This window comes from Caballeronia sp. GAWG2-1 (genome assembly GCF_023631405.1).
Lineage (GTDB): Bacteria > Pseudomonadota > Gammaproteobacteria > Burkholderiales > Burkholderiaceae > Caballeronia.
Genome location: NZ_JALQDD010000028.1, coordinates 16892 through 29362, shown reverse-complemented (window position 1 = coordinate 29362; position 12471 = coordinate 16892). Strand labels below are relative to the sequence as shown.

The 12471-nt window shown below is 63.0% G+C and carries 11 protein-coding genes; all 11 read left to right on the top strand.

Annotation, left to right across the window (positions count from 1 at the left end; translation table 11 throughout):
• Nucleotides 1-101: 101 nt before the first annotated feature.
• The 11 genes from NCR98_RS18800 (at nt 102) to NCR98_RS18750 (ending at nt 12469) form a co-directional block, all read left to right on the top strand.
• Nucleotides 102-1064, top strand: coding sequence for a 2-hydroxyacid dehydrogenase (locus tag NCR98_RS18800; RefSeq protein WP_250526945.1), 963 nt, complete (start codon nt 102-104; stop codon nt 1062-1064).
• 85 nt (nt 1065-1149) lie between these two features.
• Nucleotides 1150-2049 (top strand): LysR family transcriptional regulator, encoded by a 900-nt coding sequence (locus NCR98_RS18795; RefSeq protein WP_250466630.1) that lies wholly within the window; start codon nt 1150-1152, stop codon nt 2047-2049.
• A 173-nt stretch (nt 2050-2222) separates the two neighbouring features.
• Nucleotides 2223-4100, top strand: a complete 1878-nt coding sequence (locus tag NCR98_RS18790; protein WP_250466631.1) for an ABC transporter permease — start codon at nt 2223-2225, stop codon at nt 4098-4100.
• The gene (locus NCR98_RS18785; protein ID WP_250526944.1) at nt 4097-4843 is read left to right on the top strand and encodes an ABC transporter ATP-binding protein; all 747 of its coding nucleotides are present in this window, start codon (nt 4097-4099) and stop codon (nt 4841-4843) included. The genes NCR98_RS18790 and NCR98_RS18785 overlap by 4 nt, the downstream gene beginning before the upstream one ends.
• On the top strand, nt 4840-5559 hold the full coding sequence (locus NCR98_RS18780; RefSeq protein WP_250526943.1) for an ABC transporter ATP-binding protein: 720 nt from the start codon (nt 4840-4842) through the stop codon (nt 5557-5559). Before NCR98_RS18785 ends, NCR98_RS18780 begins: the two co-directional genes overlap by 4 nt.
• A gap of 30 nt (nt 5560-5589) precedes the next feature.
• Nucleotides 5590-6795: an ABC transporter substrate-binding protein gene (locus tag NCR98_RS18775; RefSeq protein ID WP_250526942.1), complete on the top strand. Its 1206-nt coding sequence runs from the start codon at nt 5590-5592 to the stop codon at nt 6793-6795.
• A gap of 16 nt (nt 6796-6811) precedes the next feature.
• A complete protein-coding gene (locus NCR98_RS18770) occupies nt 6812-7732 on the top strand; it encodes a LysR family transcriptional regulator (RefSeq protein WP_250526941.1) in 921 nt (306 codons plus the stop codon).
• A 150-nt stretch (nt 7733-7882) separates the two neighbouring features.
• Complete coding sequence (locus tag NCR98_RS18765) at nt 7883-8971, top strand: HlyD family secretion protein (RefSeq protein WP_250526940.1); 1089 nt, start codon at nt 7883-7885, stop codon at nt 8969-8971.
• Between the two features lie 4 nt (nt 8972-8975).
• Nucleotides 8976-10550 (top strand): DHA2 family efflux MFS transporter permease subunit, encoded by a 1575-nt coding sequence (locus tag NCR98_RS18760; protein ID WP_244828642.1) that lies wholly within the window; start codon nt 8976-8978, stop codon nt 10548-10550.
• Between the two features lie 12 nt (nt 10551-10562).
• Entirely contained in the window at nt 10563-12023 is a 1461-nt protein-coding gene (locus NCR98_RS18755) for an efflux transporter outer membrane subunit (RefSeq protein ID WP_250526939.1), read from the top strand.
• Entirely contained in the window at nt 12020-12469 is a 450-nt protein-coding gene (locus tag NCR98_RS18750; protein WP_250466639.1) for a PaaI family thioesterase, read from the top strand. The genes NCR98_RS18755 and NCR98_RS18750 overlap by 4 nt, the downstream gene beginning before the upstream one ends.
• Nucleotides 12470-12471: the final 2 nt, after the last annotated feature.

Sequence of the window (12471 nt, the reverse complement as noted above, 5' to 3'; positions counted from 1 at the left end):
AGCGCTTTGGGATTGGACGCGCCATGCAAAAGACGACATGATCCGTCGACATCGCGGCCTGGCGCATGGCAGGCGAGACACGACCCAAAGGAGCCACCCAATTGAAGCCGACGAAGCCGAGCATTCTGCAACTGAACCCCATCCTCGTCCCCGCGATCAACGAGACGCTGGAGTCGCTCTACATCATGCATCGTCTCTTTCAGGTGGACGATAAGGACGCGTATATCCGCGAGCATGGCGCTGCGATCGAAGGCGTCATCACGGGCGGCCATACGGGCATCTCCAACGATCTCGTCGACAAACTGCCCGCGCTCAAGGTGATCGCGGTCAATGGCGTGGGCACCGATGCCGTCGATCTCGCGTACGCCCGTTCGCGCGGCATTCCGGTCACGGCCACCTTCGGCGCCTTGACCGAGGACGTCGCGGATCTCGCCATTGGCCTGATTCTCACGATGTTGCGTGAGATCTGTCCGGGCAACGACTTCGTGAAGACCGGCAAGTGGCCTGAAAACCCGAGCCCCGCTGCGATTCCGCTGTCACGCCGTTTCAGCGGCAAGCGCGTGGGCATCGTCGGCATGGGCAAGGTCGGGCGCGCCATCGCCGTGCGCGCCGCGGCGTTCGGCTGTCCTGTCGCCTATACCGATGTACGCGCCATGGACGACATTGCGCATCGCTTTGTGCCCGACCTGCTGCAACTCGCGCGCGACAGCGACATCCTCGTGCTTGCCGCAGCCGCCGATAAAGCGCAAGGCATCGTCGATGCAGCCGTGTTGGACGCCCTGGGCCGCGACGGCTATCTCATCAACATCGCGCGCGGCAAGCTCGTGGTGGAAAGCGATCTCGTGCAGGCGTTGCAGGGCGGCGTGATCGCGGGCGCGGGTCTCGACGTATTCGTCGATGAACCCAACGTGCCCGCCGAACTCTTCGGCATGGACCGCGTGGTGTTGCAGGCGCATCGCGCGAGCGCGACGGTGGAATCGCGCACGGCCATGGGCGAGATGGTTCTGTCGAGCATCGCGCAGGCGCTTGCCGGGCAGCGTCCCGAAGGCAGCCTGACGACCTGATGCATGCACGGCCGTAAAGCAACGCAGGAGCCACTCGCGAGCCTCGACCTATAATGATCGGCTATTTCGTCAAAGTCGATTCCGCATGCTCGATCTCGGACAAGTGCGTTGCTTCGTCGCCGCCGCGACGGAACTGAACTTCAGGCGTGCGGCTGCGCTGCTCAACATGACGCAGCCGCCGCTTTCCAGGCAGATTCATCTGCTTGAAGAGAATCTCGGCGTCATGTTGTTCGAACGCGTTGGCCGCACGGTCAAGCTGACGCCGGAAGGGCGCGTCTTTCTTGCCGATGCCGCGCGTCTGCTCAATCTCTCCGAGCAAGCGGAAAGCACGGTGCGGCGCGCGAGCAAGGGCAAGACGGGACGCGTGCGGCTCGGCTTCACGGGCGCGGCCGGCTACGAGTTGATTCCGCAACTGCTCGTCGCGGCCAAGCACGCGCTGCCCGATATCGATGTCGTCCTGCTCGAACTCGTTTCCGTCGCGCAGATCGAGGCCTTCGCGGCCAATACCATCGACCTCGGCTTTCTGCGGCCCTTGCCTTCGCGGCAACAGCTCGAATTTCTGCTCATCGACAGAGAGCCGCTGATCGTCGCGCTGCCCGCCGGTCACGAGCTATGCGCTTATGACGAGATCGCCCTGCCGCAACTCGATCAAGAGCCGTTCATCATGCACTCGCCGGTTCACGGCAAATACTTCTGCGACCGCATCATGGGCATGCTCGCGAGGGAAGAAGTGAACCCGCATTTCACGCAATATATCGACCAGACGCCCACCATTCTCTCGCTCGTGCGCGCGGGGCTTGGTCTTAGCATCCTGCCGGCGTCGGCGCAGCGCTTTCATTACGACAACGTCGAGTTCAGGCATATCGCCAACAATCACGTGCAGGCGGAAATGAGCATGGCATGGCGCGTGGATCAGGATAATCCCGCTGTGACGGCCTTCAGACTCATGGCCGCGGATCACTTCGCGAGCCGGGTGCAGGACTGATCGACGCTTGCGCCCCAAGCGCCCATGCGAGCTTCAAAAGCAGCGCTCGAACCGGTTTCCCGCGCGCTGCTTTTTGATGCAATAAGGCCGAAGCGTGCATTTCATCGATAATGACGGCTCGCTCGCCCAACGCACGACTCAGCCCGATTCAAGCCGACTCCCGACCGCGCCCGATGCTCGCCAATTTGCTCGTCCAACTCGTCAACGGTCTCGCCGATGCCTCCGCGCTCTTTCTCGTCGCCTCGGGTTTATCGCTGATATTCGGGGTGACGCGCATCGTCAACTTCGCCCACGGCTCGCTCTACATGCTCGGCGTGTACGTCGCGTACAGCCTGACGAGCCGCTTCGGACAGAGCGTCGCGGGCTTCTGGATGTCGGTGCTGGCGGCGGCGCTCGTCATCGGCGTGCTTGGCGCGCTGATCGAAGTCGGCGTGTTGAGGCGCATCTATCGCGCGCCCGAGTTGTTCCACCTCCTCGCAACCTTTGCGCTTGTTTTGATCTTTCGCGATGCCGCGCTCTATCTCTGGGGCCCCGAAGACCTGTTCGGTCCGCGCGCGCCGCATCTCGCGGGCGCCGTGCAATTGCTCGGTCACGCGTTGCCTTCGTATGACATCGCGCTGATGTGCATCGGCCCGCTCGTGCTCGCGGTGTTGTGGTGGGCGCTGACGCGCACGCGCTGGGGCACGCTCGTGCGCGCGGCAAGCGCCGACCGCGAGATGCTCGGCGCGCTCGGCGTGAATCAGGCGTGGCTTTTCACCGGTGTCTTTTTCGCGGGCGCGTTTCTCGCAGGGCTGGGCGGCGCGCTGCAAGTGCCGCGCATGTCGGCGAATCTCTCGCTCGATCTGGAGACTATCGGCAACGCGTTCGTCGTGGTGGTCGTGGGCGGCATGGGTTCGATACCCGGCGCGTTCGTCGCTGCCTTGCTGATTGCGGAGATCAAGGCGCTATGCATTGGCATCGGGCATGTGTCGCTCGGCGGTATCGACTTTTCCCTGTCGAAGTTCACGCTCGTCGCGGAGTTCGTCGTGATGGCCGTGGTGCTCGTGTTGCGTCCGTGGGGACTCTTCGGCCGTCCGCAAGCCATCGCGCGCACTGCCGCGCCCGCCGATACGCCGCTTCGTCCCGCCACGCGCCGCCTGAAAATCGCAGCAGCGGGCGTAATCGTCTTGCTGGCGCTTGCGCCGCTCGCCGCTGGCGCGTTTCCCTACATGCCCGTGTTGCTCGTCGAAATCTTTATCGCCGTGTTGTTCGCCGCGAGCCTGCATTTCATCATGGGACCGGGCGGCATGCATTCGTTCGGGCACGCGGCTTATTTCGGCTTAGGCGCTTATGGCGCGGCCCTTTTCCTGAAGCTCTTTTCGTGGCCGATGGAAGTGTCGCTCGTGCTCGGCCCGCTCATGGCAGGCGTCGGCGCGCTCGTGTTCGGCTGGTTCTGTGTGCGCTTGTCGGGCGTCTATCTCGCCATGCTCACGCTCGCGTTCGCGCAGATCGTATGGTCCGTCGTGTACCAATGGGATGAAGTCACCGGCGGCAGCAATGGTGTGCTCGGTATCTGGCCAGCGGCGTGGCTGGCGTCGCCGGTTGCGTTTTACTATTTGACGCTCGGGTTCGCGATCATCGGCGTATGGCTGTTGAGGCGCATGCTGTTCGCGCCGCTCGGCCTCGCCATGCGCGCCGGCCGCGATTCGCCGTTGCGTGCGGAAGCAATCGGCATCGACGTCATGCGCGTTCAATGGATGGCGTTCGTCGTCGCGGCGCTCGTGTGCGGTCTCGCCGGATCGCTCTATGCCTTTTCCAAAGGCAATATCTCGCCGGATGCGATCAGCGTCTCCCGATCCGTCGATGGTCTCGTCATGGTCCTGCTCGGCGGCATACAGACGCTATCCGGGCCTGTCGTCGGCGCCGCGCTCTTCACGTGGCTGCAGGACACCGTCGCGCGTCAGACCGACTACTGGCAGGCGCTGCTCGGCGGCGTGATCCTGCTGCTCGTGATCGCGTTTCCGCAGGGCATCGTAGGCTTTGCGCGCGAACGTTTCGGGAAGGCGCAATGACGCTCTTGCGCATCGAGCATCTTTCGAAATCGTTCGACGGCGTCAAGGCTGTCGATAGCGTGTCGTTCGATCTCGCGGCGGGCCAGTTGCTTGCGCTCATCGGGCCGAATGGCGCGGGCAAGTCGACGTGCTTCAACATGATCAACGGGCAGTTGAAGCCTTCGTCGGGATCGATCCGTTTCGACGGTCACGAGATCGCGGGCAAGCGTCCGCGCGATATCTGGCGGCTGGGCGTCGGGCGCACGTTTCAAATTGCCGCCACGTTCAATTCGATGACGGTGCTCGAAAACGTGCAAATGGCGTTGTTATCGCGCGAGCGTCGCGTGTTCAATCCGTTTGCGCGCGTGGCCGCGTGGCGCGAGGATGAAGCGCTCGCACTGCTCGAACTCGTCGGCATGACGTCGCACGCGAACCGTAGTTGCGCGGTGTTGGCGTATGGCGATGTGAAACGCGTCGAACTGGCGATCGCGCTTGCGAATCGACCGAATCTGCTGTTGATGGATGAGCCCACCGCAGGCATGGCGCCGCAAGAGCGTCACGCGCTAATGGCGTTAACGGCGCGGCTTGCAAGGGAGCGCGATATCGGCGTGCTGTTCACGGAGCACAGCATGGACGTGGTGTTCGAATATGCGGACCGGTTGATCGTGCTGGCGCGCGGCAAGCTGATCGCGGCAGGCGACGCGCGCACCGTACGCGACGATCCGCGCGTGCGCGAAGTCTATCTTGGGGAGGGCAGCGAATGAGTCGATCGAACGCGCTCCTCAAGGTCGAGGCCTTGAACGCATACTATGGCCGCGCGCAGATTCTGTTCGATGTCGGCTTCGAAGTGGGGCGCGGCGAAGTCGTCGCGTTGATGGGCCGTAACGGCGCGGGCAAATCCACGACGATGAAAGCGGTCATGGGCATGCTCGCGCGGACATCGGGCACCATTCGCTTCTTGGGCGAGGACATTGCGGGCATGGCGCCTTATCGTATCGCGCGCATGGGGCTTGGCTACGTGCCGGAAGACCGGCGCGTGTTCGGCGATCTCACGGTGATGGAAAATCTCGACACGGGACGCCAGCCGCCGCGCGAAGGTGCGCCGCAGTGGACGCCGGACAGGCTTTTTCGCGTATTTCCGAACCTTGGCGAGATGCGCGAGCGGCGCGGCAGCCGCATGAGCGGCGGCGAGCAGCAGATGCTCACGGTTTCGCGCACACTGATGGGCAATCCGCGCCTCGTGTTGCTCGACGAGCCATCGGAAGGCCTTGCGCCGGTCATCGTGCGGCAAATGGCCGACATGATCCTCGAACTGAAGCGCGAGGGCTTGTCGATCCTGCTGTCCGAGCAGAATCTGAACTTCGCGGAACGCGTCTGCGACCGCGCGTATGTGCTGGAGAAAGGGCAAGTGCGCTATGCGGGCGCGATGCGCGATTTCGTGCGCGACGGCACCGCGCGACGCGACTTGCTCGGCGTCTGACGGAACGAATCGACCAAAGGAGAACGCTTGATGATTACCCGAGCAGGCACGCTGATTCGCCTGACCCTGACTTCCGCCGCCATGAGCGTGACCCTCGGCGCGTACGCCGACACCATTCGCATCGGCGAGATCAATAGCTACAAGGCGCAGCCTGCGTTTCTCATGCCGTACAAGAACGGCTGGAATCTGGCGCTCGACGAGATCAACGCGGCGGGTGGCATCAACGGCAACAAGCTCGAAGTCGTCTCGCGCGACGACAACGGTAATCCGGGCGATACGGTGCGCGTCGCGCAGGAACTCATCGCGCGCGAACAGGTGCAACTGCTCTTCGGCGGCTACTTGTCCAACACTGGCCTCGCGCTCTCGGACTTCGCCAAGCAGCGGCGCATTTTCTTCCTCGCCGCCGAGCCCTTGACGGACAAGATCGTCTGGCAAGATGGCAACAAGTACACGTATCGGCTGCGGCCATCGACCTATATGCAAGTGGCGATGCTCGTGCCCGAAGCCGCGAAGCTCAAGAAAAAGCGCTGGGCGCTGGTGTATCCGAATTACGAGTACGGACAATCGGCCGTGGCGACCTTCAAGCGTCTGCTCAAGGCCGCGCAGCCGGATGTGGAGTTCGTCGCCGAACAAGCGACGCCGCTCGGCAAGGTGGATGCCGGCGCGGTGACGCAAGCGCTCGCCGACGCCAGGCCCGACGCCATCTTCAACGTGCTCTTTAGCGCCGACCTCGGCAAGTTCGTGCGCGAAGGCAATACGCGTGGCTTGTTCAAGGATCGCGCGGTGGTGTCGTTGCTGACGGGCGAGCCTGATTATCTCGATCCGTTGGGCGCTGAAGCGCCGGTCGGTTGGGTGGTGACGGGCTACCCGTGGTATTCAATCGATACCCCCGCCAACAAGAAGTTCGTCGCGGCCTACGAGGCGAAGTATCACGACTATCCGCGGCTCGGTTCCGTGGTCGGTTATACCGCGATGATGTCGCTTGCCAACGGCCTGAAGAAAGCCGGTTCCGCCGATCCCGACAAGCTCGCGGCCGCCTTCAAGGGCCTTGGCGTCGATTCGCCGTTCGGACCGATCACCTACCGCAAGCAGGACAATCAATCGACGATGGGCGCGTATGTCGGCGTCACCGCGCTCAAGGACGGTAAGGGCGTGATGACGTCGTATCGTTATATCGACGGCGCGAGCGTGCAGCCATCCGACGACGAAGTGAAGAAACTGCGGCCCGCCGACTGACGCATCGACATTAAAAATGGACTACCTGACAAGCCTGAAGATCTTTCGCACGGTAGTGGAGGCGCGCAGCTTCGCGCGCGCGGCGGATATTCTCGGCTTGTCGCCGCCGGTCGTTTCGCGCGCGATCGCGGGCCTGGAGCAGCGCCTGGGCAGCAGGCTTTTCAATCGCACGACGCGGCAGATATCGCTGACCGAAACCGCCGAGCGCTTCTTCACCGACTGCTCGCGGCTTCTCGACGAGCTTCAGGCAATGGAGGAACGCGCCTCCAATCGCGCGAGCGAGGCGACAGGCCTCTTGCGGCTCGTCGCGCACACCACGGTGATGATGAGCCGCTATGTCCCGTTGATCGCGAGCTTCAGACGCGAGCATCCGCAAGTGCGGCTCGATGTGACGCTGACCGAGCGTCCCGTCGATCTCGTCGGCGAAGGCTACGATCTGGGTATCGTCATGCCGTTCATGTTGTCGAGCGATACCGTGGTCACGCGTCTGCTCGAAACCATTCCGCTTGCGCTCGTCGCCAGTCCCACGTATCTTGCGGCTCATCCGGCGCCGCGTCATCCATCCGAACTCATCGATCACGACTTCGTGCCGATGTCCGCGTCCATCCGCAAACCGGCGCTGACGTTTAGAATCGGCGGCGAGGACGTGATCGTGCCGCTGCGTTACGACACCTCGTCGAACAGCGCCGTCTTCAATCGCGCGATGGTGCTGGAAGGCTTCGGCATCGGCATGTTGCCTGTCGCGCTCGTGAACGAGGAAGTGCAAGCCGGCCGGCTCGTGACGTTACTCGATGCCTACGAACTCGTCGATGGCGCCATCGAATTCAAGCTTGCCTTCAGCACGCGTACGCTCTTGCCCGCCAAGGTGCGCGCCTTCGTCGAACATGCGGTGCGTTTCTGCTCGGACCAAAGCGCAACAGCCCGCCCGCACGCCTGATCCCCGATTCTTTCTCTCCGCGTTATTCACTCATGTCGGCCGCGCAGGTTGACCGGGTGCATATGCACATATAGTCTTTCGAGTCATCATGCGCGGCTCGAAACGCGCGCTATTCCGTTCACTTTCGTGCATATGCACAACGACTCGCAAATGACGACTCCATCGACCAATCTTCCTTCGGCCACTTCGCCCGCAGCGGCCGCGAAGCCGCGCCGGATACCGTGGATGCTGCTCTCGCTAGGGCTTGTCGCGATCATCGTGATTGCGGCTTCGGCGTATTGGGCGCTCGTGCTGCGCTTCGTGCAGACCACCGACGACGCCTACGTCGGCGGCGATGTCACCGTGCTCGCCCCGAAGGTCAACGGCTTCGTGACGGATGTGCTCGTCACGGACAATCAGCCGGTGAAGGCAGGCCAGGTGCTGATTCGCCTCGATGCGCGCGACTACGACGCCCGCCTGGCGCAAGCGAACGCGGAAGTGTCGAGCGCGCGGGCCGCGGTCGATGAACTGCGCGCCAAGGACGCGTTGCAGGCGGCGGTCATCAACCAGCAGCAGGCGGAAGTGCGTGCTTCGTCGGCGGAATTGTCGCGCAGCACGTCCGACCGTTCGCGTTATCGGGAACTCGTCAAGGACGACGCGGTGTCGAACCAGATCGTCGAACGCGCCGATGCCGACTATCTCAAGGCGCAAGCGGCGATGGATCGGAGCGGCGCATCGCTCGTCGCGGCAAAACGCCAGTTGACGGTGATCGAAGCGCAGATTGCGGACGCGCAAGCGCGCGTGCAGACCGCCGAAGCCGCGCGGCGCGTGGCCGAACTCAACGTCGAATACACGACGATCCGTTCGCCTGTCGATGGCTACGTGGGAAATCGCACGGCGCGCGTCGGCGTGCTCGCGAACGTCGGGACATCGTTGTTGACCGTGGTGCCCGCCACGGGCCTCTGGGTCGACGCCAACTTCAAGGAAGACCAGCTCAAGAAAATGCGCGCCGGCGATGAAGCCGATGTGGACCTCGACGCATCGAGCGTGCCGCTGACGGGTCACATCGAAAGTCTCGCGCCGGCCACGGGCGCGACCTTCAGCGTGCTTCCCGCCGAAAACGCCACCGGCAACTTCACCAAGATCGTTCAGCGTGTGCCGGTGCGCATTCGTCTGGACGTACCGAAAGGCATGGAGCACGTGTTGCGGCCCGGCCTTTCCGCGACGGTGAAGGTTCATCTCGACAAATCGCGCGGATAAGACGATGACACAGACCGCTCCCTTGGACCCGGCAAGTCAGCCCACGCGTCAGCGCGTGCTCGCGTTCGCGCTGATGTGCCTCGGCTTTTTCATGGCGACGCTCGATATTCAGATCGTCGCGTCATCGCTCAAGGATATCGGCGGCGGTTTATCGGCGAGTCAGGACGAGCTTTCGTGGGTGCAGACGTCGTATCTGATCGCGGAGATTCTCGTCATTCCGATGTCGGGCTGGCTCTCGAAAGTGTTCTCCACGCGCTGGCTGTTCGTGGCATCCGCGGTGGGCTTCACCATCACGAGCATGTTGTGCGGCATGGCGTGGGACATCAATTCGATGATCCTCTTTCGCGGCATGCAGGGCGCGCTCGGCGCCGCGATGATCCCGACCGTGTTCACGACCGCCTTCGTGCTTTTCCCCGGCAAACAGCGACTGATTGCATCGACAACTATCGGCGCGCTGGCCTCGCTCGCGCCTGCAATCGGACCGGTGATCGGCGGGTGGATCACCGATCAATGGTCATGGCACTGGCTCTTCTATCTGAACGTCGTGCCGGGAATCGTGGTCGCGGTGCTGGTGCCGAAATACGTGCATATCGATTCGCCCGATCTTTCGCTGCTCAAGAAGGGCGATTACGTCGGCATCGCGCTGATGTCCGGCTTCCTCGGCTGTCTGGAATACGTGCTCGAAGAAGGGCCGCGCAAGAACTGGTTCGGCGACAACGTAATCGTGGCCTGCACCTGGATTTCGGCGATCTGCGGTTTCCTGTTCCTCGTGCATGCGTTCACCGCGAAAGAACCGATCGTCGATCTGCGCGCGCTCGCGGTTCGCAACTTCGCAATCGGCAGTCTGCTCTCGTTCGTGACGGGCATCGGCATCTTCGTATCAGTGTTTCTGACGCCCGTGTTCCTGAGCCGCGTGCGCGGCTTCGACTCGTTGCAGACGGGTCTCGCGCTGCTTTCCGTCGGCTGCTTTCAGTTGATCGCGCTCGGGGCTTACGCGTTCGCCACGCGCTTCTTCGACATGCGCATCTTGCTGGTTTTCGGGCTCATCTGCTTCGGCGCGGGATGCTTTCTCTATACGCCGCTCACGCATGACTGGGGCTGGCAGGAACTGCTTTTACCGCAGGCGTTGCGCGGCATCGGGCAACAGTTCGCGGTGCCGCCCATCGTGACGATGGCGCTCGGGTCGTTGCCACAGTCGCGGCTCAAATCGGCGAGCGGACTGTTCAATCTGATGCGTAATCTGGGCGGCGCGATCGGCATTGCAGTGAGTGCGACCATGCTCAACGACAGGCTGAACCTGCACTATCTGCGGCTGAGCGAGAGCGTGACCGTTGGCCGGCCTGTCATCGAGCAGATGCTCTCGCGCAGTTCCGCGCATCTCGCCGCCGCCGCCGGCGATGCGCTCGATGCATCGCAAGCCGGGCTCGCTTCGCTGCATGCGCTCGTGTTTCGCGAAGCACTCGTTCTGACTTTCGCCGACTGCTTCTATCTGCTCGCGCTGTGCTTTCTCGTCGGTATCGTCAGCGTGATTTTTTCGAAGCCGATTGCAAGCGCGCCGCCTTCGTCCGATGCGCATTGAGTGAATACGACCATGAAGAAGCTCCTCATCGAATTACTGGCCTTGAGCGCGTTCAGCGCGTTGAGTGCTTGCGCCGTGCAACCCGCGACGCACGCCGATCTTCCGGCGACGGTTCAGACGACGGCTCCTGTCGATTGGAACGTGGAGGTGCCCGCCAATACCGCCGATCCAGCCGCATGGTGGAATCAGTTCAACGACCCGGTGATGCATGAACTCGTCGCGTCGGTGTTGAACGGCAATCTCGACCTCCAGGCCGCAGTGGAGCGCGTGAAGCAGGCCGAGGCGCTCACCACGCAACGCCGCGCTGCCTTGCTGCCGCAACTCGACGCGAACGCCACGGCGTCCGATACGCGCCAGAACACGCCGCCGCCGCTTGGCTATGTGCGTCAGGCGGGCGTCGGTCTCGCACTGAGTTGGACGCCGGATGTGTTCGGCGGCGAGCGGCTCGAATTGCTGGCGGCGCAGGCGCAACTGGTCGGCCGCGAACACGCGTCGGATCAACTGCGTCTTGCACTCGCTGCCGATACGGCCGCCGCTTACGTCGATTTACGTTGGGCGCAGGCCGAACTCAAGATTCTGCAAGACAACGAGGCGATCCGCGAACGCGCGCTGAAGCTCACGCAACGCCGCCTGCAATTCGGCTTGTCGACGAAACTCGACGTGGCGCGCGCGCAGAATCAGCTCAGTGATCTGCAATCGCGCATGCCGCGCACGCAGTCGACCATTCAGCATCAGTTGAGCCTTATTGCCGTGTATTCAGGCCGCACGCCGGAGTCCATCGACCGACTGATGCTCGCCAATCCCGGCGCATCGCCCGTGATTCCCGTCCCTGCCGATGGCGCGCCGCAATTACTGCCTTCCGAAGCGCTGCTGCGTCGACCCGATGTGCTGGTGGCCTACGCGACGCTTCAGCAACGCGCGGCGGAAGTGGGCGTGGCGCGCGCGGAGCGCTATCCGAAGTTCTCTCTGCGCTTGTCGGATGGCTTGCTTGCATCGTCTTATCTCGGCTTGCCGACGCTCACCGACAACCTGTTTTCGGCCGCGCTCAACGCCACGAGTCCGATCTTCAACGCGGGGCGTATCACGGCCGAGATCGAACAGAACGAGAGCAGGATGCGCGAGTCGGAACTGCATTTGCGGCAGACCCTGCTCGAAGCGCTCAAGGACGTGGAAGATACGCGCAGCGACCTCATCAGCACGACCGAGCAGAGCGCGAGATTGACCGACGCGCTTGGTGCATCGGGACAGTCGCTCACGCTTTCGACGCAGCTCTACAAGGGAGGCGCGGCAAGCTTTCTGGATGTGCTCGATGCCCAACAGTCCTATCTGCGCGACGCCGATGCGCTGAACCAGGCGAAGCGCGAGCACGCGCTCGCGGCGGTGGCGCTGTATCGGTCGCTCGGCGGCGGCTGGAGCGTGACTAACGATGACGATCCCATCAAGACAGCGAGTCTCAAGGAGTACACGAAATGAGCTTGATCGACGAAACCGCACCTGGCCTCGACGGCCTCGCTCAATTGCGCCGGCTGATCGCTAGCGGCCGCAAGCCCGGCATATTCGAGTCGCTCAGGCTCGACTTCGTGGAAGTGGAAGCGGGCAGGGCCGTGTTCGAAGGCATACCGGGCGATCATGCGTATAACCCGATCGGCACGGTGCATGGCGGCTACGCGGCCACCTTGCTCGATTCGGCATGTGGATGCGCGGTGCATTCGTGTCTGACCGCGACACAGGCCTATACGACGCTCGAGTTGAAAGTGGCCTATCACAAGGCCGTGACGCGCGATTCCGGTTTGGTGCGCGCCGAAGGACGCGTGCTGACGATGGGGCGGCGCGCGGCATTTGCCGAAGCGACGCTCAAGGACGCGAGCGGGAGGTTGTTGGCTTCGGCGACATCGACGCTGCTGGTCATCGAACGGTGAGA